This window comes from Nocardia sp. CWNU-33 (genome assembly GCF_046764895.1).
Lineage (GTDB): Bacteria > Actinomycetota > Actinomycetes > Mycobacteriales > Mycobacteriaceae > Nocardia.
Map to the genome: position 1 here is coordinate 65,193 of NZ_JBKOQN010000023.1, position 23,846 is coordinate 89,038.

General features: G+C 68.8%; 1 protein-coding gene (only partly in view). It reads left to right on the forward strand.

Translation table 11 applies throughout. The features are described from left to right. Positions 1–23,841, forward strand: the 3' portion of a protein-coding gene (locus ACLMAL_RS27065; RefSeq protein ID WP_412001651.1) for a non-ribosomal peptide synthase/polyketide synthase. It extends 1,416 nt beyond the left edge of the window; the window shows 23,841 of its 25,257 coding nt (coding positions 1,417–25,257); its start codon lies beyond the left edge, outside the window; it ends in the stop codon at positions 23,839–23,841. Positions 23,842–23,846 lie beyond the last annotated feature (5 nt).

Genomic DNA, 23,846 nt, shown 5'->3' on the forward strand with positions numbered 1-23,846 from the left:
GCCGGTGTGCAATTGGCCCGCGGCTATGTGGCGCGCCCCGGACTGACTGCCGACCGGTTCGTGGCCAATCCCGAAGGCCCGCCCGGCGAGCGCATGTACCGCACCGGAGACCTGGCCCGCTGGCTACCTGCCGTCGACGGCGGCCCGGCCGAGCTCGAGTACCTGGGCCGCACCGATTTCCAGGTGAAGTTGCGTGGCCTGCGCATCGAGTTGGGCGAGGTGGAGGCGGCGCTGCTGCGCAACCGACAGGTCGCGCAGGCCGTGGTGGTGCTGCATCAGCATGCGGGCGGCGACCATCTGGTCGGCTACGTCGTTGCGGACGGTACTGCCGTGCTCGATGCCGCCGCGGTGCTGGCGGCCACGCGAGCGCAGCTGCCGGAGTACATGGTGCCGTCGCTGGTCGTGGTGCTCGACGAGATGCCGGTGAATGCCAATGGCAAGCTGGATCGTCGCGCGCTGCCGGAGCCGGTATTCGGTTCTGGCGCTGTGGCATACCGGGAGCCGGCCACCGCGGCCGAGCGGGCTGTTGCGGCGATCTTCGGTGAGCTGCTCGAGGCGGACCGGGTCGGAGCCGACGACGACTTCTTCGCCCTCGGCGGCAATTCGCTCATGGCGACGCGGGCCATTGCCCGGGTCGCGGCCGCGCTCGGTGTCTGCGTCGACGTCCGTGACTTCTTCGACCGTCCGACCGTGGCGGCGCTCGCCGCTTTGTCCGCCGCCGGCGCACCGGCACGTCCCGCTCTGGTGGCCGGGCCGCGGCCGGAGCGCATTCCGCTGTCGCCCGCGCAGCGGCGGATGTGGTTCCTCAACCGGTTGGGCACCGACACCGAGTCCGCGTACGTCTTCGACACCGCGGCGGTGGACAACATTCCGGTCGCCTTGCGGCTGCGTGGTGCACTCGATGTCCAGGCGTTGTCGGTGGCGATCACCGATATCGTCGCGCGGCACGAGATCCTGCGCACCGTCTACCCGCAGACCGACGCCGGACCGGTACAGCAGGTGCGTTCGGTGCATGCCGTGTTCGATCTGTCGCGCTCGGAGGTACCTGCGGCGGACCTCGCGGGCGCGGTCATGGCGATCGCCGGTCAGGGATTCGATGTCACCGAGGAGATCCCGGTCCGGGTCCGGTTGCTGCGCAGCGGCGCACAGGACCACACGCTGGTACTTGTGGTGCACCACATCGCCGCCGACGGTGTCTCGATGGGACCGTTGACGCGTGACCTGATCACCGCATATTCCGCCCGCACAAGCGGACGCAGGCCGGACTGGGCTCCGCTGACGGTGCAGTACGCGGACTACGCGCTGTGGCAGCAGCAGGTGCTCGGGGATGAAGCGGACCCCGAATCCACGGCCGCACGCCAGCTCGACTTCTGGGCCGCCGAACTAGCCGAGCTACCGGCCCAACTGGATCTACCCGCCGATCGTCCCCGCCCCGCGACCGCCTCCTACCGCGGCGCGACGCACGAGTTCGCCATCGATGCCGCACTGCGGGCCGAGCTCGACGCGATCGCCGCACGGTGCCGGGCCACGCCGTTCATGGTGCTGCACGCCGCGCTGGCCGCGCTGCTCGCCAGGCTCTCCGGCACCTCCGACATAGCGGTTGGAACCCCGGTCGCCGGTCGCGGTGACCGCGCACTCGACGACCTCGTCGGCATGTTCGTCAACACTCTGGTGCTGCGCACCGAGGTGCGCGGTGCGGCGTCCTTCGCCGACCTCCTCACCCACGCCCGTGACCGCGACCTGCGTGCCTTCGCGCACAGCGACATCCCCTTCGAGCGCCTGGTCGAGGTGGTCGATCCGGCCCGATCCCAGGCCAGGCACCCGCTGTTCCAGGTCGCGCTCTTCATGCAGAACATCGGTCCGATCGCACTGACCATGCCGGGCCTGGCCGCGGACATCGTCGACTTCGATCCCGGGTTCGCCAAGTTCGATCTGCAGCTGACCATCTCCGACACCGGTGCGGCCGACGCTGGGTACCGCGCCGAATTCACCTACGCCACCGACCTGTTCGACCCCGCCACCGTCCGCGAGTTCGGTGTGAAGTTCCTGCGGTTGCTGCGTGCTGTCGTCGCGACGCCGGATATTCCGGTCGGCGATATCGAACTCCTGGACGCGGGCGAACTCGACTACGTCACCGCGAGCTGGAATGCCAGCGGGCACAAGGTGGCCGACCGGTTCCTGCACGAGGGGTTCGACAACCAGGTTCGGCGCACCCCGAATGCGGTTGCGCTGGTGAGTGCTACAACGGAGCTGACCTACACCGAGCTCTCCGAGCGCGCCAACCGACTGGCCCGGCTGCTGATCGAGACCGGCGTCGGTCCGGAGACGCTGGTGGTGCTCGCGCTGCCACGCTCGATCGAGCTCGTCGTGGCCATGTATGCGGTGCTGCGGGCGGGCGGGGCCTACGTACCGGTGGACCCCGATCACCCTGCCGAACGAATTCGGCACATTCTCGACACCGCACGGCCACACGTCGTGCTGACCACGCGCTCGACCGGCTTCGCGCTGCCCGATGCGGCCGCCGTTGCGCTGATGCACCTCGATGAGCTCGAGCTGTCGGGCTACTCGGTCGCCAAGATCGGCGAGCGGGAACGGCTCGCTACGCTGCGTCCCGAGCACCCGGCCTACGTCATCTTCACCTCCGGCTCGACCGGCAGGCCGAAAGGCGTGGCCATCGAGCACCGTGCCATCGCGAACCAGCTGGCCTGGATGCACGACGAATACCGCATCCGCACCGGCGATGTGTACCTGCAGAAGACCGCGACCACCTTCGATGTATCGCTGTGGGGCTACTTCCTGCCGCTGCGCGCAGGCGCGACCCTGCTGCTCGCCACTGCGGACGGGCACCGCGATCCGCGCTATATCGCGGAAACTATTGCCCACCATCGCGTTACGCTGACCGACTTCGTGCCGTCCATGCTTGCGGTATTCGCGGCCCACGCCGAGCCCGGTGAACTCGCCTCGCTGCGTGAGGTTTTCGTCATCGGCGAGGCGTTGGTGCCCGAGACCATCGCCGCCTTCCATGCGGTGAGCGCCGCCGCTTTGCACAACCTGTACGGGCCGACCGAGGCCGCCGTATCGATCACCGCCCGCGAGGTGACCACCGACGACGCCCCGCTGGTGGCAATCGGTGAACCGGAGTGGAATTCCCAGGTCTACGTGCTGGATTCGCGACTGCACCCGGTGCCGATCGGGGTGCCCGGTGAGCTGTATCTGGCGGGCGACCAGCTGGCGCGCGGCTATCACGGGCGGGTGGATCTGACCGCCGATCGCTTTGTCGCGAATCCATTCGGCCGCTGTGGTGAGCGGATGTATCGCACCGGCGACCTGGTGCGGTGGAGCCGGGATGGCGAGCTCGTCTACCTCGGTCGCGTCGACTTCCAGGTGAAATTCCGCGGTCAGCGCATCGAGCTCGCCGACATCGAGACCGCCTTGCTCGCGGTGCCCGGGGTGAGTCGGGCCGCGGCGCGTTTGATCAGTGCCGACACCGGTGACTACCTCGCGGGGTATGTGGTTCGCACGTCGGGCAGCGAGCTCGACCTCGGCGTGGTGCAGGCGGCGCTGGCACGGGAGCTGCCCGGATACATGGTGCCCACCGCACTCGTCGAGCTGGCCGAGTTCCCGCTCAACACCAGCGGCAAGCTGGACCGCGGTGCGCTACCGCTTCCGGTCTTGCAGCCCACCCGTTTTCGAGCGCCGAGCAATGCCACGCAGCGCCTGGTGGCCGCGGTGTTCGCCGAAGTGCTTCGGGTCGAGCGGGTGGGGTTGGACGACGACTTCTTCGCACTCGGCGGCAGCTCGCTGGACGCCACCCAGGTCACCGCGCGGGCAGCGAAAGCCGTCGGTACCCGGATTCCGGTTCGTGCGCTCTTCGAAGCGTCCACCGTGGCGGGCTTCGCGGCTACGGTGAGCGAACTGAGCACGACCGGTGCGCCGCGTCGTCAACTGGTGCCCGGGCAGCGTCCCGAGTTGATTCCGTTGTCGCCGGCGCAGCAGCGAATGTGGTTTCTCAACCGCTTCGACACCACCTCGGCGGTGCACAACATCCCGGTCGCGGTCCGGTTGACCGGCGATCTGGATATCGCCGCGTTGCAGCAGGCCGTCACCGATGTGATCGGCAGGCACGAGGCACTGCGCACGGTCTATCCGGAGCAGGATGGCGTCGCCTACCAGCTGGTGCTGACCCTCGACGAGATGGTTGTCGACCTGACCCCCATTCCGGTGGAGGCCGAATCGCTCGGTGCGCGCATCGCCGCGGAGGTGTCCGGCGGGTTCGATGTGACCAGCGAGGTCCCACTGCGGGCCGAACTGTTCCGGGTCCTCGGCCCCGGCCCCGACGCCGATCCGGAGTACGTCCTGGTGCTCGTCGCGCACCACATCAGCGCGGATGGGTGGTCCATGGGGCCGCTCACGCGAGACGTGATGGCGGCCTACGTGGCGCGTGCCGCACGGGTCGCGCCGGCGTGGGCGCCGCTGCCGGTGCAGTACGCGGACTACAGCATCTGGCAGCGCGAGGCGCTCGGCGCGGAATCCGATCCGGACAGTCTGATCTCGGCACAGGCCGCATACTGGCGCCGCACCCTCGACGGCCTGCCCGCGGAGCTGAATCTGCCCTCGGACCGGCCACGGCCGTCGGTGCCGTCGTATGCCGGTGGGCGGGTGGCGTTTCCGATCGACGAGGAGTTGCGCCAGGGTCTGCAGCGGATCGCCCGCGCGCAGCAGGCGACCCTCTTCATGGTCGTGCACACCGCACTCGCAGTCTTCCTGGCACGCATGTCGGGCACCGAAGACATCGCGATCGGCACCCCGATCGCCGGCCGCGGCGACACCGAACTCGACGACCTGATCGGCATGTTCGTCAACACACTCGTGTTGCGCACTCAGGTGCCGGGCCAGGCGACGTTCACGGCGTTGCTGGAGCGAACCCGAGACGCCGACCTGCAGGCGTTCGCACACGCCGATCTGCCGTTCGAGCGGCTGGTCGAGCTGTTGAATCCGGAGCGTTCAACGGCACGGCACCCGCTGTTCCAGGTGGCGTTGACCTCGGAGGACCTGCCGGAGAGCCGGTTCGAGCTGCCCGGGTTGCTCGTCGAGGCCGTCGATATCGAATTCGACGCCGCGAAGTTCGATCTGTCGCTGGCCATCCGCCATGCCGAAGCCGGGTTGCTGGCCGAGTTCTCCTATGCGCGGGATCTGTTCGACGAAGTCACTGTTCGGGTATTCGCGCAACGGTTCACCCGGCTGCTCACCGAGATCGTCGCCCGGCCCGACGCCGCCGTCGGCGATCTGCCGCTGCTGGCCGAGTCCGAGTACGCCGCGCTGACCAGGGTGCCCGGCGACAAGGTGATGGCGACCGCGCTGCTGCCCGATCTGCTCACCCGAGGCGTGCGATTCGGTAGGAGCCGGATCGCGGTGCGATACCAGGGCAGAGCGATCACCTACGGCGAGCTCGACGACTATTCCTCGCGGCTGGCCCGCGTCCTCATCGATCGTGGTGTCGGCCCGGAAAGCCTTGTCACGGTGTCATTCCCGCGATCGTATGAGATGGTGGCGGCGGTGCTCGCCGTCGCCAAGGCCGGTGGTGCGCACGTGCCGGTCGATCCGACCTATCCGGTGGATCGGGTGCGGCACATGGTGACCGACTCCGCCGCGGTGCTCGGCATCACCGGTTCCGGCCACGTCGACGCCCTGCCCGACGACGTGGCCTGGCTCGTCCTCGACGCGCCCTCGACGATTGCGCTGTGCGCGGCGAAGTCCGCCGCGCCCGTGACCGATGCCGATCGCGTGACGCCGCTGCGGATGCAGCACCCGGCGTATGTGATCTACACGTCGGGTTCGACCGGTATGCCCAAGGGCGTCACGGTGACGCATTCCGGTCTCGGTGGTCTCACCGACCACGCGACCCGGCTCTACCAGCTGGGATCCGAGCACCGGTTCCTGCACATCTGCTCGCCCAGTTTCGATCCGTCGGTGCTGGAATGGGTGTGCGCCTTCTCCGTTGGCGCGACACTGGTGATTGTGCCGTCGAGCATCATCGGCGGCGCGGAGCTCGGCGCGTTGCTGCGTGCGGAGGGCGTGACCCACACGATCATCACGCCTGCGGTGCTCGGCACCGTCGACCCCGCCGGTCAGCAGCAGCTATTGACGGCCTCGGTCGGCGGCGATGTGACGACACCGGAACTACTGGCCAAATGGCAGCCGGGCCGGCGGTATCTCAACGGCTACGGCCCGACCGAGACCACGATCATCTCCTCCTACGCGCAGCTGACGGCGGGGCGGCACATCACCATCGGCACACCGGTGCACGGCATGGCGGCGCTGGTGCTCGACGGCCGCCTCAACCCGGTGCCACCGGGTGTGACAGGTGAATTGTATTTGGCCGGTGGTGCTTTGGCGCGCGGCTATCACCATCGCGCCGGGCTGTCCGCGGATCGGTTCGTGGCCAATCCCTGGGGCGCGCCCGGCGCCCGGATGTACCGCACCGGTGATGTGGTGCGCTGGCTGGACGGGGAGCTCGATTACGTCGGACGCTCGGATTTCCAGGTGAAGATCCGCGGGTTCCGCATCGAGCTCGGTGAGATCGACGCGGTGCTCACCGGACACCCGGATATCGAGTTCGCGACTACGATGGGGCGCGAGCATGCCTCCGGGGCAACGATTCTCGTCTCCTATGTGCTGCCTACACAGGGCCGCTCGCCGGATCCGACCGAACTCACCGCGTTCGCCGCACGCACGCTGCCCTCGCACATGGTGCCCGCGGCCATTGTGGTGCTCGCGCAGCTTCCGCTGACTCCCGTCGGCAAGCTGGACCGCAGGGCATTGCCCGAACCGGTGCCGGCCGCGGTCGAGTTCCGCGCGCCCACCGGCGACACCGAATCGATCGTGGCAGCGACGTTCGCCGCACTGCTCGGCGCCGATCGGGTCGGTGCGGACGACGACTTCTTCGCACTCGGCGGAAACTCGCTCATCGCCACGCAACTGGCCGCGCGGCTGACCAAAGCACTCGCCACGCAGGTCCCGGTGCGCGCGGTCTTCGACGCGCCGACCGTGCGCGATCTCGCCCGCAAGATCGCGGCGGCAGAGGTCGAACAACGGCCGCTGCCGCCGCTGGTCGCGCAGGAGCGCGACGAAGCGATTCCGCTGTCGATTGCCCAGCAGCGCATGTGGTTCCTCAACCGATTCGACGCCCGTGGCGGCGGCTACAACATCCCGTTCGCGCTGCGACTGACCGGCATGCTGAACGTGCCCGCGCTACAAGCCGCGATCGCCGACGTGATCGGCAGGCACGAAACGCTGCGCACCCTGTACCCGGAGCGCGACGGCGCGGCCACGCAGCTGATCCTGCCCGCCGGAACCCGCCTGGTCGACCTGGTTCCGGAGCCGGTTACCCCCGCCGAGTTGGAACGGATCGTCACAGCCGTGGCGCAGACCGGCTTCGACGTCACCACCGAGGTGCCGCTGCGGGTGCGGTTGCTGCGCCTGGGCGAAGAGCCGGGCGAGATGCCGGTTCGTGCCGACCAGCAGGTGCACATCCTGCTGTTCGTGGTGCACCACATCGCCGCCGACGGCTGGTCGGCCGCCCCGCTGACCCGTGACCTGGCCGCCGCCTATGTGGCCCGCTGTGCGGGCCTCGCACCTGCTTGGGGTGTACTACCGGTGCAGTACGCGGATTTCGCGATCTGGCAGCGTGCCGCGCTGGGCGGTAGCGCCGACGAGACGTCGGTGCTGGCTCGCCAATTGCGTTATTGGACGCGGCGTTTGGATGGCCTGCCCGAGGTGCTGACCCTTCCGTCGGATCGGCCGCGCCCGGCAGTGTCCACCAACCGAGGGGCCGCGATGACCGGCCGGCTGGATCGTGCACTGCACCAGTCGATCCAGGATGTGGCGACGACGCACCGGGTTTCGCTGTTCATGGTCCTGCACACCGCGCTCGCGGTGCTGCTCGCCCGCCTCGCAGGCACCGCCGAGGTGGTGATCGGCGCGCCGGTCGCAGGCCGCGGCGACGAGGCGCTCGACGAACTCGTCGGCATGTTCGTCAATACGCTGCTGCTGCGCACCGACGTTCGACCCGACGCGCGCCTCGCCGAGCTGCTCGCCAACGTCCGCGACACCGATCTCGCCGCATTCGATCACGCGGTGGTGCCGTTCGAGCAGTTGGTCGAGGTGCTGAATCCGGTTCGCTCCCGGGCACATGCGCCGCTGTACCAGGTGTCGCTGACGTTGCAGAACCAGACCAAGCCGGACTTCCGGCTCAACCGGCTCGCTATCGCCGCCATCGATGCGGGTCCGGGTCCGATCCAGGTGGACTTGGACTGGACGCTCACCGACCGCTACGACACCGACGGCTCGGCCGACGGCATCGACGTGCACCTGCACTACGCACTCGACTTGTTCGACGAACACACTGCCGCCGGTTTCCTGGCCGGTTTCGAGCGGGTGCTGCGCGCCATCGTGCGCGACGCTCGCACGATGGTCGGCGATGTCGAGCTGATGTCGGTGGCCGAGCGCGGACTGCTGCTCGCCGACCGCAATGCCACGGTGCACCGGCTGCCCCGCGAGACGCTCGGTGACCTGCTCGACCGCCGCGCCGCGGCGAGCCCCGATGCGGCCGCGCTGCTGTTCGAGGGCGTCTGCGTGACCTACGGCGAACTCGCTGCCAGGTCGAACCGGCTGGCCCGCCGGCTGATCTCGGAGGGGATCGGCCCGGACACGATCGTCGGGCTCGCGGCGCGGAAGTCCGTCGACATGGTGGTGGCGATGTTCGCGATCGTGCAGGCGGGCGGCGCGTATCTACCCGTCGATCCCGATCATCCTGCCGAACGGATCGCACACATCCTCGGTACGGCAGGCGCGCGGCTGGTGCTTGCCGTGGGCGGGGTGACGCTTCCCGTGCTGCCCGGCGTCCGGGTGAGCGCGGTCGATCAGCTGGAACTCACGAGCCTGGCCGCAGGCCCGATCCTCGGCAGCGACCGCATCGCACCGCTGCGACCGGACAACGCCGCCTATGTGCTGTTCACGTCGGGCTCGACCGGTCTGCCCAAGGGCGTGACCACCAGCCATCGCGCCATCATGAACCAATTGCGCTGGCTGGAAAGCCGATACGAGGTCACCGCCGACGATCGGATCATGCAGCGGGCGCCGCTGACCTTCGACGTTTCGGTGTGGGAATGCTTCCTGCCCACCGCCGTCGGTGCGCCACTGGTGATTCCACGTCCCGACGGTCATCTCGACCTGGACTATCTGGCCGGACTGATGCGCGAACACGCCATCACGATCGCCGAGCACGTGCCCTCGGTGCTTGCCGCGCTGATCGCCGAAGGCCACGGCGACGCACTGCGCTCGTTCCGCCATTTGCACTGCGGTGGTGAGGCATTACCGTCGGAGCTGCTCAGCGCGCTGCGTGAGCACGTCGGCGGGGTCGTGCACAACGCCTACGGTCCGACCGAGGCCGCGATCTCGACGATCTACCACGAATTCACCGACGCCGACCGCGGTCCCGATCTGGCCATCGGCCGACCGAACTGGAACACCCGCGCCTACGTGCTCGACACCCGGCTGCGTCCGGTGCCGACAGGTGTGACAGGTGAGCTGTATCTGGCGGGTGATCAGTTGGCGCGTGGCTACGAAGGCCGCACCGGACGTACCGCAGAGCGGTTTCTCGCCGACCCGTTCGGTATACCAGGGGCTCGCATGTACCGCACCGGCGACCTGGTGCGCTGGAACCGGAACGGTGATCTGGTCTACTTGGGCCGCAACGATTTCCAGGTCAAGCTGCGCGGTCAGCGGATCGAGCTCGGCGAGATCGAATCGGCGTTGCTGGCGGCCGCAGGTGTCACGAACGCCGCGGTGCTGTTGGCACCCGACACCGCGGGCACCGAATGCCTGGTGGGCTATGTGTCCGGCACCGGGCTGTCGGCAGCCGCGGTGCATGCCGCTGTGCGCGACCGGCTGCCCGGCTACATGGTTCCCACCCACCTGGTTGTGCTGGATGAGATGCCGCTGACCACGGTGGGCAAGCTCGACCGCGCGGCACTGCCGCTCGTCGAGTTCACCGGTCCGGCCACGGTATTCCGTGCGCCACGCGAGGGGTGCGAATCGGTGCTTGCCGCGCTGATCGGTGACCTGCTCGGGGTCGCCGATGACGCGTCGATCGGCGCCGACGACGACTTCTTCGCGCGCGGCGGCAATTCCCTGCTCGCCATGCGCCTCGTCGCCCGCGCGAATGCCGCACTGGGCTGTGATCTGAACGTGCGTGCGGTATTCGAGTCGCCGACCGTCGCGGAACTGGCCGTGCAGGTGACCCGGACGCCGCAACGGACGCTGCCGCCGCTGGTTGCCGCGGCGCGCCCGGCGCGAATCCCGCTGTCGCAGGCCCAGACCCGAATGTGGTTGCTCAACCGGCTCGATCCGGAGTCGGCGGTCTACAACATCCCGATCACCATCCGGCTCGCGGGCGCACTGGACTTCGCCGCCCTGCGCGCCGCCCTGCTCGATGTCATCGGCAGGCACGAGTCGCTGCGGACGGTCTTCCCGGACGACGGCGCAGGACCTGCGCAGGTGGTCACGCCCATGGCGGAGGTCGGTCTGCGGCTGCGCCAGGTGGACGTCACCGCCGACGAGCTGCCGAGCGCGGTCGTCGCGGCCGTCGGGCTCGGATTCGAGCTGCGCACCAGCCTGCCGGTGCGGGCCACGCTGTTGCGGGTCGGGCCGCACGATCACGTGCTGGTCGTCGTTGTGCACCACATCGCCGCGGACGGTGTCTCCACCGGCCCGCTGGCCCGGGACCTGATGGCCGCCTACGTCGCACGCACGGCGGGCGGGCAACCACAATGGCGTCCGCTACCTGTTCAGTACGCGGACTTCACCCTGTGGCAGCACGAAGCATTGGGCTCGGCCACCGATCCGGAATCGGTGCTGGCGCGCCAGATCGCGCACTGGCGCACCGAACTCGACGGGCTCGCACCGGTTCTCGAGCTGCCGACCGACAGGCCACGGCCACCGGTCGCCTCCGGCCGCGGCGCTGCGGTCGGCTTCGAGGTCGCCGCCGAGATGACCGCGGCGATTGCCGATCTCGCACGCAGGCACGGGGTGTCGACCTTCATGGTCGTCCATGCCGCCTTCGCCACCGTGCTCGCGCGGTTGGCAGCAACCGATGATGTCGCGATCGGCACGCCCATCGCGGGCCGGGCCGAGGAAGCCCTCGACGATCTGGTCGGCATGTTCGTCAACACCCTGGTGCTGCGCACCGCGGTGTCTCCCGGCGCGTCGTTCGGTGCGTTGCTCGCACAGGTGCGCGACACCGATGTCCGTGCCTTCGCGAATGCCGATCTGCCCTTCGAGCGTCTGGTCGAGGAGCTGAATCCGCCACGCTCGCAGGCGCATTCGCCGATCATCCAAACGCTGCTCACCTTCGAGCACCGCGACGACACGATGCTGCGGCTGCCCGGGCTGGAGGTCTCGGCGTTCGAGTTGGACAATCCGGTCGCACAGTTCGAGTTGTCGCTGGCGCTGACAGAGGTCGCCGCGTCGGGCGGCACGGCACTACGCGCCGAATTGCGTTATGCGACAGACCTGTTCGACAAGCTGACGGTCCGGTCGTTCGCGGCACGTTTCGTGCGGGTGCTGGAGACCGTAGTGCGGGATTCGACGGTGCGGGTCGGTGACATCGAACTGTTGGATGACGGCGAGCGGTTGCGCATCCAGGAATCCTGGAACGCGACGACCGCCGAGTTCGACCCAACGGCGACGCTGGTGTCGCTGTTCGAGGCTCAGGTAGCGCGGACACCGTTCGCGCCCGCGGTGACCCAGGCGGGCACGAGCCTGTCCTACTCCGACTTCGCGGTGAGCGTGCACCGATTGGCGCGGTTCCTCGTCGCGCAGGGGATCGGCCCGGATTCGCTGGTGGCGCTGGGGATGCGGCGTTCGATCGACCTGGTCATCGGCATGTACGCGGTGACGGTCGCGGGTGGTGCCTACGTTCCGCTCGACCCGGATCACCCGGCCGAGCGCACCGGATACGTGCTCGCGACCGCGCGACCCGCCTGTGTGCTGACCGCAGGGGGCGATCTGGAAATCGGGGGAGCGCGGCAGATCAGGATCGACCGTCTCGACCTGGGCGCCTATTCGGCGGAGCCGCTGACCGACGCGGATCGGGTGGGGATATTGGCCCCTGGCCATCCCGCCTATGTGATCTTCACGTCGGGCTCGACCGGTCGACCGAAGGGCGTCACGGTATCGCACGCGGCGATCGTCAACCGGCTGCGCTGGATGCAGGCCGAATACCGGCTCTCCGATGACGATGTTGTCTTGCAGAAGACGCCTGCGACCTTCGATGTGTCGGTGTGGGAGTTCTTCTGGCCGTTGCAGGTCGGCGCCCGGTTGATCGTCGCGCGCCCGGAGGGGCATCGCGACCCGGTCTATCTGGCCCGCCTGATGTCTGCCGAGCGGGTCACCGTCGTGCATTTCGTGCCCTCGATGCTTGCTGTATTCGTCACCGATGAACTTGCTGCGCAGTGTGTTTCGCTGCGCCAGGTGTTCGCTTCCGGGGAAGCGTTGCCCGCGGGGACGGCGCAACGGCTGCGTGCACTGACCGGAGCCCGCCTGCACAATCTCTACGGTCCGACCGAAGCCGCCGTCGATGTGACCTACCACGAGGTCACCGACGCCGATGTGGTGTCGGTGCCGATCGGACGACCGGTGTCCAACACCCGGGTGTACGTGCTGGATTCGCGGCTGCGCCCGGTGCCCGCCGGTGTCGTGGGCGAGCTTTACCTGGCGGGCAGGCAACTGGCACAGGGGTATGTGGCCCGCGCGGAGCTGACCGCGGATCGGTTCGTGGCCAGTCCGTTCGGCGCAGGTGAGCGGATGTACCGCACCGGTGACCTGGTGCAGTGGACCGCAGCAGGCGAACTGGAATACCTGGGCCGCACCGACTTCCAGGTGAAACTGCGTGGCCTGCGCATCGAACTCGGCGAGATCGAGGCCGCGCTCACCGCCATGGCTGCCATCGGACAAGCCGTCGTAGTGGTGCGTACCGACGACCGGCTCGGCGACCAGCTGGTCGCGTATCTGGTCGCGGCGCAGCCGGCAGTCGACACCGACGGCGTGCGAGCCGAGCTGAACGCCGTGCTGCCCGCCTACATGGTGCCGTCGGCGTTCGTCGTGCTGGATACTCTCCCGCTCAACGCTTCCGGCAAACTCGACCGCGCGGCGCTGCCCGCGCCGGAGTTTCGGACGGTGGCCTATCGCGCACCGGAGACCGATGCCGAGCACACGGTCGCAGGCATCATCGGCGAGCTGCTCGGCATTGAAAAGTTCGGCGCGGAAGACGACTTCTTCGCACTCGGCGGCAACTCGCTGATCGCCACCCAGGTGGCCGCGCGGCTCGGCGGCGCGATGGACGCGGACATCCCGGTCCGGCTGTTGTTCGAAACGCCGACCGTGGCGGGGCTCGCCGCCCGGGCGGCCCGGCTGGCAGGTACCAGCCGCCGTCCGAAGCTCGCTGCGCGGCCACGGCCCGAGCTGGTGCCGCTGTCACTCGCGCAGCAGCGCATGTGGTTCCTCAACCGTTTCGACCCGGACGAGACGGTCAACAACATCCCGGTCGCCATCCGGCTGACCGGTGACCTCGACACCGGCGCACTGGCCGCCGCGCTCGCCGATGTGGTCGGCAGGCACGAAACGCTGCGCACCGTTTACCCGGATATCGACGGCACCGGGTTCCAGCAGATCCTGGACCGCACGCACACACCGCCGATCGTGGCGCTCGATCCGGCGAATGTGGCTGCCGCGCTGGTGGATCTGGTGGCAGCACCGTTCGACGTCACCGCGGCGGTGCCGCTGCGCATCGGCCTGGCCCGACTGTCCGATCGCGAACACATGCTCGCGCTCGTGGTGCATCACATCGCGGCCGACGGCTTTTCGATGGGCCCGCTGGCTCGCGATATCGCCACCGCCTATGCGGCGCGCGTCACCGGCGGCGCGCCGGCCTGGACCGAACTCGACGTACAGTACGCCGATTACGCGCTCTGGCAGCGCGAGCTGCTCGGGGCCGAGGACGACCCGGAATCGCTGGCCGCGGCACAATTGCGGTACTGGCAGCAGACCCTGCGTGGGCTGCCCGCACAGCTCGATCTACCTGCCGACCGGCCGCGTCCGGCGATCGCCACCCATGCCGCGGCGACCGTCACCTTCGCTCTCGATGCGGCGCTTCGAGACGGGATCGCCACCATCGCACGGCGATACGATGCCAGCCCGTTCATGGTGGTGCATGCCGCGCTCGCTACGCTGCTCGCCAGGTTGTCGGGCGGGGAAGACATCGCCATCGGTGCACCGATCGCGGGCCGGGGCGCTGCCGCACTCGACGATCTGGTCGGCATGTTCGTCAATACCTTGGTGCTGCGCGCCGAGGTGCCCGGTTCGGAGACCTTCGCCGCCGTGCTGCGGCGGGTGCGCGAGGGCGACCTGGATGCCTTCGCGCACGCCGAGGTGCCGTTCGAGCGACTGGTCGAGGTGCTCGACCCACCCCGCTCCGAAGCGCGCCATCCGTTGTTCCAGATCGCGTTGTTCTTCCAGAACCTCGAGCCGGTCGCGGTCGAGCCGGCCGGGGTGAGCCTCGCCGAGCATGATGTCGAGTACGCGACGACCCGATTCGACTTGCAGCTGACCGTCGCCGATGACGCGCTCCGATTCACTTATGCGACAGATCTTTTCGACGAGTCGACGATCCTCACCATCGGCGCCAGATTCACCCGCCTGCTGGCGGCGGTGGTCGCCGACCCCGAGCAGGTGGTCGGCGATATCGACCTGTTCGCGTCCGGCGAACGGGACCGGGTGGTGCATCGGTGGAACGACTCGTCGCACACCGCGTTCATCGCGGAACTGCTGCTCGACGAGTTCGAGGCGCAGGCCGCGGCCACCCCGGACGCCACGGCGCTGGTATTCGCGGCCGAGAACGGCAGCGCCGGTGCGACTATCACCTACGGCGAATTGGACCGTCGGACCAACCAGCTCGCCCGGTGCTTGATCGCCGCGGGAGTCGGCCCGGAATCGCTGGTGGCGCTGGCTATTCGGCGCTCGATCGACCTGGTGGTCGCGATGTATGCGGTGCTCGAGGCCGGTGGCGCCTACGTCCCGATCGATCCGGATCATCCGAGCCGACGCATCGCGCACATTCTCGATATCGCACAGCCTGCCGCGCTGCTCACCATCGAAGCCGATCGAGCCGACTTCGGCTACTGCGGTCCGACGATCTGCCTCGACTCGGTGGACCTGAACGGCTACGCCGACGACCCGATCGCGGCCGACGAGCGGACCGCCGCCCTCCACCCGCACCACCCCGCTTATGTTCTCTTCACCTCCGGGTCGACCGGTAAGCCCAAGGGCGTCAGCGTCTCGCATGCCGCGATCGTCAACCAGATGACCTGGATGCAGTCGGAGTACGAGCTGACCGCGCAGGATGTGTACTTGCAGAAGACGGCGACCACCTTCGACGTCTCGCTGTGGGGGTACTTCTTGCCGCTACGGATCGGGGCGACCCTGGTCCTGGCCACCCCGGAGGGCTACCGCGATCCGGGTTATCTGACCGAGGTCATTGCCGAGCACGGCGTCACCGTCACCGATTTCGTTCCGTCGATGCTGAGCGTTTTCGCGGGGCACACCGACGCCGCCGCGCTCGCGACGCTGCGCACGGTGTTCGTCATCGGTGAGGCATTGCCCGCCGAAACCGTCCGTGCCTTCGGCGCCGTCAGCAGGGCCCGGCTGCACAATCTGTACGGTCCCACCGAGGCGGCGGTGAGCATCACCCACCGCGACGTCACCGGCGAAATCGATCGCACCGTCATGCCGATCGGCAATCCGGAATGGAACAGCCGGGTCTACGTGCTGGATTCGCGCCTGCGCCCGGCGCTGCCCGGTGTCGCGGGAGAGCTCTACCTGGCGGGCACCCAGCTCGCCCGCGGCTACCACGGCAGGCCCGAGCTCACCTCGGACCGTTTCGTCGCCAACCCCTTCGGCGTGCCCGGCGAGCGCATGTACCGCACCGGCGATCTGGTTCGCTGGGAAACCGGCGCGACCACCGCCGAATTGGTGTACTTGGGCCGCACCGACTTCCAAGTGAAGTTCCGCGGGCAGCGCATCGAACTGGGCGAGATCGAATCCGTCGTGGCCGCTGTGCCGGGTGTCGGCCAGGCCGCCGCCGGGGTCGTCGGCGATCACCTGGTTGTGTACGTGATCGCGCTGGGTGAAATCGGAGCCGACGATGTCGAGAGCCGAGTGTTACGCGCCGCGTCCGACGCGTTGCCGTCCTACATGGTGCCCTCGGCGGTCGTGGTGCTGGATGCCTTCCCGTTCAATGCTTCCGGCAAACTCGATCGAAACACCTTGCCGGAACCGGTGTTCGACCGGACCGCCTATCGCGCGCCGGTCACCCCGGCCGAGCGTCTGGTCGCCGCGGCGTTCGAGGCAGTGCTCGGGTCCTCGCCCGTCGGTGCCGACGACAGCTTCTTCGACCTCGGTGGCAATTCGCTGATCGCGACCCGAGTGCTCGCTCGGCTCGGCGAGCGGCTCGGTCGGCGGGTTCCGGTGCGGCTGCTGTTCGAGACGCCTACCGTGCGGGCGCTGGCCGCCGGACTCGCCGCCGAAGCGGCCGCGGCCGAACAGGTAGTGCCGCTGATCGCCGGACCGCGCCCCGAGCTCGTTCCCCTCGCGCCGGTGCAGCGTGGCATGTGGTTCCTCAACCGCCTCGACCCGGCGTCGGCCGTGCACAACATTCCGGTCGCCGTGCGCATCCGGGGCGAACTCGACGAAGTCGCCCTGTGCGCCGCGTTCGCCGATGTGGTCACGCGGCACGAGGTGCTGCGCACGATGTATCCGGTGGATCCCACCGGCACCGGCCACCAGGTGATCCTGCCCGCCGATCCGGGGCCGGTACGGCTGGTCATCGACACCGGTGAGTTGCGGTCGGTCGAGGAGCGCATCGCCGAATTCATCGGTACCGGCTTCGATGTCAGCACCGAGGTGCCGGTGCGCGCGGTGCTGCTGCGCGAGCACGAATCCAGTCACGTGCTCGTCGCCGTGCTGCACCACATTGCCGCAGACGGCTATTCGATGAATCCCCTGCTGCGTGACTTGGTGTCGGCCTATCTGTCGCGACTGCTCGACACCGCGCCGACCTGGCCCGCACTCGCCGCGCAGTACGCCGACTATGCGCTGTGGCAGACGCAGTCGCTGGATTCGGTGGCCGCACCGCAGCTCGCGTACTGGCGTGAAACCCTGCGCGAATTGCCCGATGAGCTCGCGCTGCCCACCGACCGGCCGCGGCCTGGCGTCGCCTCCAAGCGTGGCGCGAACATTCGCGCACGGATCGGTGGCGGTATCGGCGCTCGCGTGCACGAGCTGGCGAGACAGCACAATGCGACCTCGTTCATGGTCGTGCACGCCGCCCTCACGGTGCTGCTCGCTCGACTGTCCGGATCCACCGATATCGCCATCGGCACACCGGTTGCCGGGCGCGGTGCGGCCGCGCTCGACGATCTGGTCGGCATGTTCGTCAACACCCTGGTGCTGCGCACCCGCCCGGACCACAATCTGTCGTTCACCGAACTGCTCACGCAGACGCGGACGGTCGATCTGGCGGCCTTCGCCCATGCGACGGTTCCGTTCGAGCGAGTCGTCGACGAACTCGGCGTCGAGCGCTCGCAGGCGCGCCATCCGCTTTTCACCGTCGCGCTCAGCTACGCCGACACCGGGACCGGCACCGTCTCGGTGCCCGGCCTCGACCTGACGCCGGTCGAATTCGACGAGTCGGTGGCGCGATTCGATCTGCAGTTCACCGTCGCCGCCGAGCCGGATGCCGACGGTCACCTCGCGGTTGAGCTGAATTACGCCACGGACCTGTTCGACGCGGACACCGCCGCCACGCTGCTGCGCCGATTCGGCCGCCTCCTCGGCGCGCTCACCGCGAATCCCGATACCGCGATCGGTGCGGCCGACCTGCTCGCTCCTGCCGAACGCGCCGAACTGCTCGGCAGGCGGGGCGCCAACCCGGTGCGGGCGCAGACCCTCGCTGAGCTGATGGCCGCGGCCGTCGCCATGAATCCCGATGCCACCGCACTGATCGCGACCGACATGGAGCTGACCTATCGAGCCTTGGACGAGCAGTCGTCGCGGCTGGCCAGAATGCTCATCGGTCACGGCATCGGCGCAGAAGACTTCGTCGCCGTGGCCATTGCGCGTTCGGCCGAGTCGGTGCTCGCGGTATGGGCAGTGGCAAAGACCGGTGCCGCCTTCGTTCCGGTCGATCCGACCTACCCGGCCGATCGGATTGCGCACATGCTGTCGGATTCCGGTGCGGCGGTCGGACTGACGACCACCGCGAGCCGGCCGGGGCTGCCCGGCGGCGCCGAATGGCTGATGCTGGACGCGCCCGCTGTCGCGGCGCGGATCCGGCACACGAGCGCGGGGCCGATCGGTGCGGACGAACTGGTCCGCCCGGTACGGATCGATAACCCCGCGTGGATGATCTACACCTCCGGCTCGACCGGCGTCCCCAAGGGTGTGCCGGCCACGCACGCGGGCCTCGCCGGTATCGCACGTGCCCAGCATGATCGGTACGCGATTACCTCGGCATCCAGGACACTGCACGTCACCTCGCCGAGCTTCGACGCCTCGATGCTCGAACTGCTGCTCGCGCTGCCCGCCGGCGCGGCGATGGTGGTCGCACCATCCGGTGTCTACGGTGGCGCCGAACTGACCGCGCTCATCCGCGACCAACGCGTGACCCATGCGTTCATCACGCCGGCCGTGTTGCAAACCCTCGACGGGGCGCAGCTGCCCGAGCTCACGCATCTGACGGTCGGCGGCGAGTCCTACAGCCCGGATGTGGTGCAGCGCTGGGGAACCACGCGTGCCTTCTTCAACACCTACGGCCCGACGGAAACCACGGTCATCACTAATATCAGCGAACGGATCCGTCCCGGCGATCCGTTCGACATCGGCACGCCGATTCACGGCATGTCGGCAGTGGTGCTCGACACCGGACTGCAACCGGTCCCGGTCGGGGTCACCGGTGAGCTGTACCTGCGCGGACCAGGCCTCGCCCGTGGCTACCATGTGCGGCCCGCACTGTCGGCAGACCGCTTCATCGCCGACCCCTACGGCCCCGCGGGCGGACGGTTGTACCGAACCGGCGATCTGGTCCGCTGGACCACCGGGGGTGCGATCCACTACGTGGGACGCGCCGATCACCAGGTCAAGGTGCGCGGCTTGCGCATCGAGCTCGGTGAGATCGACACCGTGCTCGCCGCGCACGACACCGTCGAATACGCGGTGACCATCGGCCACACCGACCACGCGGGAAACGTGTCGCTGGTCGCCTACGTGGTCGCCGCCGCGTACGCCACGATCGACACCGCAGAGCTCGCCGCCTTCGCCGGACGCGCACTGACGGCCTACATGGTGCCCGCCGCCATCATGGTGCTCGACCACATGCCGCTGACCCCCACCGGCAAGCTGGATCGAAAAGCATTGCCGGAACCCGATTTCCGGACCGTGCAGGCGAGCACCGCCGCCTACCGCGCACCGGAGACCGCCTTCGAGCACGCAGTCGCCGAGACCATCGCGGATGTGCTCGGCCTCGACCGGGCGCATGCGGTCGGTGCCGACGACGACTTCTTCGCGCTCGGCGGCAATTCGCTGATCGCCACGCAACTGGCCGCTCGGCTCGGCAACCGCCTGGATCTGACGGTCGAGGTCAGGATGGTCTTCGAGCACCCGATGGTGCACGCCATGGCTGCCGCCCTTGCCGCCACCGATCCGGCCGCAGCACCGGCACGTCCGGCACTGACCAGGCGCATCGGAACGGATCCGGTCCCGCTGTCGCTCGCGCAGCAGCGCATGTGGTTCCTCAACCGCCTGGACCGCCAATCCACCGCCTACAACATTCCGTTGGCGGTCCGGCTGACCGGCGATCTCGATGTCACCGCCTTGAACGCGGCGATCACCGATGTGGTGGCACGCCACGAGGTGCTGCGCACCGTCTACCCGCAGCGCGATTCCGGCCCGGTGCAGGTGGTGCTGCCGATCGAGCAGGCGGGCGTGCCCACGCTCGCACCGATCCGGATTTCCCCCGACGACCTCGTCGCCGCGGTAACCGATTTCATCGGCGACGGTTTCGACGTCACCGAATCGGTGCCGGTGCGGGCCCGACTGTTCGTTCCCGTCGCTGCCGAGGCGGCAACGGCCGACGAGCACGTGCTCGTAGTGGTTGTGCATCACATTGCCGCCGACGGTTCGTCACTGGTGCCGCTGGCCCGCGACGTCATGATCGCCTACGCCGCGCGCAAGCAGGGCAACGTTCCCGCGTGGGCTCCGCTTCCGGTGCAGTACGCGGATTACAGCGTGTGGCAACGGCGCCTGCTCGGCTCCGAGGACGATCCCGACTCGCTGGTCTCCCGGCAACTCCGGTTCTGGACCGAAACACTCGCCGAACTGCCCGCCCAGCTTGCCCTGCCGACCGATCGGCCGCGACCGGCCGTCGCCTCCACCCGCGGCAGGCATGTGGATTTCGCGATTGACGCGCAGGTGCACGCCCGCCTGACGGAGCTGGGCCGCGCGTCCGGCGCGACGCTGTTCATGGTGGTGCACGCCGCGTTCGCGGTCCTGCTTGCACGCCTGGCGGGAACGCAGGACATCGCGCTGGGTACCCCGATCGCGGGCCGCGGCGAGGCCGCGCTCGACGATGTGGTCGGTATGTTCGTGAACACCCTGGTGCTGCGCACCCAGGTGGATGCGGCCGCGGGATTCATCGAGCTGCTCGACCAGGTTCGCACCGGGGATGTGGCGGCCTTCTCCCACGCGGATGTGCCGTTCGAGCGTCTGGTCGAGGTGCTGAATCCGGAGCGCTCGACCGCGCGGCATCCGCTGTTCCAAGTCGGCTTCTCCTTCCACAACCAGACCGAGGCGGACTTCGCACTGGACGGATCGACCGCCACCGCGGCCGATTTCGACTACGAGGTCTCACAATTCGACGTGCACCTGGTGGTGACCGATCGATACGACACGGACGGCGATCCAGCGGGCATGTCCGCCTCGATCACCTACGCGACGGCGCTGTTCGACGAGTCCACGGTCGCGGGCTTCGCCGGACGTCTGCAACGGCTGCTGACCGCGGTGTGCTCCGCGCCGCACGTGCCGGTCGGTGATCTCGCGCTGCTCGACACCGTCGAACACGAGCGCATGGTCGTGACCTGGAACCGGGCCGACCGGACATTCGCACCGGCCACTCTGGTCACCGCGTTCGACACGCAGGTGGCACGGACGCCGGACGCGGTGGCTGTAGTCGATGACGAGACCACCCTGACCTACGCGGAGTTCGGCGCTCGGGTGCACCGGCTGGCGCGCGCCCTCATCGGACGCGGTATCGGCCCGGAAGCGCTGGTGGCTCTCGCCATCCCGCGCAGCGTCGACCTGATGGTCGCGATGTATGCGGTGGTGGCCGCGGGCGGCGCATACGTGCCGCTCGACCCCGCGCATCCGCTGGAACGCACCGTGAGCGTGCTGGCCGCCGCCAACCCCGCGTTGGTGCTGACGGCCACCGGAGCGCCGATGTTGCCGCAAGCGGTGGCGCAACACGATGTGGTGCTGGATATCTCGATCGCCGACGCGGTGGCGGATGCGGGCCCGGTGCGCGCCGAGGAGCGGGTGGCGGCACTCACGCCGTCGAACACCGCCTATGTCATCTTCACCTCCGGCTCGACCGGCACCCCCAAGGGTGTTGCGGTGCCACACGCGGCCGTCGCACACCAACTGGACTGGATGCAGTCGGAGTACCGCCTGGACACCGACGACGCGAGCTTGCTGATGACCTCGGCGGCGTTCGACCTCTCGGTGTGGGAATTCTGGTGGGCCCTGCGCACCGGAGCCCGGGTAGTGCTCGCGCCGCAGGGTGTCCAGCGTGATCCGGCCGCGCTGGTGGATCTGATTCGACGCGCATCGGTGACCACGGTGACGCTGGTACCTTCGCTGCTCGCCATGGTGGCCGAGGCGTCCGGTGTCCGCCGCCTGCCGCGCGTCCTGTGCAGGCTGCTCGTCATCGGCGAGGCATTGCCTACCGCGACCGTCGATCGCGTCGGTGCGCTCACCAGTGCCCGGATCGACAACCTGTACGGCCCCACCGAAGCGGCGGTCTCGGTCACTCGATTCCCGGCTGGTGCCGGCACCAGGCACGCGGTGGCGCCGATCGGCACCCCGGAGTCGGGTAACCAGGTCTATGTCCTCGACGACCGGATGCATCCGGTTCCGGCCGGCGTCACCGGCGAGCTGTACCTCGGCGGGGCGCAGCTGGCCAGGGGGTATCACGGCCGGCCGGAGCTGACCGCGGAACGGTTCGTTGCCAACCCGTTCGGCACACCGGGGACGCGCCTGTACCGCACCGGCGACATCGTGCGCTGGGGCGCGGACGGCAACCTCGAGTACATCGAACGCCGCGACTTCCAGGTGAAGGTCCGCGGCTACCGCATCGAGCTCGCCGAGATCGAACATGCGCTGCGCTCGCAACGCATGGTGTCCGAGGCCGTCGTCGTCGCCGAGCACACCGGCGGCGCGAACGCGATGCTGATCGGATATTTCACCGCGACCGAGCAGCTCGAGCAGGACGCGCTGCGCTCGGCGCTGACCGATGTGCTGCCCAGCTACATGGTCCCGGCGATGCTGCGGCAGCTCGATGCCTTGCCGCTGAACGCGAACGGCAAGGTCGATCGTGCGGCCCTGCCGCGACCGGAAACGAGTACCCGCGAATTCCGGGCGCCGACCACCGAACTGGAGCAGACCGTCTGCGCGGTCTTCGCCGAGGTGCTCGATGCCGGGCGAATCGGGCTCGATGACAACTTCTTCGAACGCGGCGGCAACTCGCTGCTCGCCACCAGGCTCGCCGCCCAGCTCAGTGCCGCGATCGTCGAAGAGATCCCGGTGGTCTGGCTGTTCGCCGCCCCGACACCGGCGGGTGTGGTCGCGCAGCTGGGCGCGCATCGGTCCGGCCGCGGCCGAGTCGAGGCACACGCGGCATTCGACGTGCTGCTGCCGCTGCGGCCGGACGGTGCCCGCGAGCCGCTGTTCTGCCTGCATCCGGTCGGTGGCGTCGCATGGTCTTTCGCGGGGCTTGCCGCGTATATCGATCCCGAGCGCGGCATCTACGGCATCCAGTCGCCGGTGCTGAGTTCGGATGCTGCCCTGCCGGATTCGATCGAGGACTGGGCGTTGCGCTACGCACGAGAAATCCGGGCCGTCCAACCGGAAGGCCCTTACCACCTGCTCGGCTGGTCGCTCGGCGGTGTGCTCGCGCACGCGGTGGCGATCCACTTGCAGGATCAGGGCCAGCATGTCGCCTTGCTCGCCATGATGGACAGCTCGCTGAACATCGCGGTGGACGAGTCGGCGACGGTGCCGCTGGCCGATCTGCTCGGTGGCCTGCTCGGCGAACAGGCCGACGACGCCGACACTGAACTCGACCGCACCCGGCTCGCACAGCGCATCGGCGAGTTGCCGGAACGGTTTGCCTCCTTCGGCGCCGAGCGACTCGGCCGGGTACTGGACGCGGGCACCCGCTCACTGCAGCTCATCACCCGTTACCGCCCGCGCCCCTACAAGGGCAATCTCGTCTATTTCACCGCGGCACTCGATGACCCGACCGGCGCAACCGGCGCCGCGAGCTGGTCGGACGCCATCGACGGCATCGTGCACAACCATGCCGTCCAGTCCTCGCACTGGCGCATGACTTCCGGGTCCGCCCTTGCCCGTATCGGCCATGTGCTGACCACGGTCTTGGCCGATGCGGACCGTGCGTGATCCTC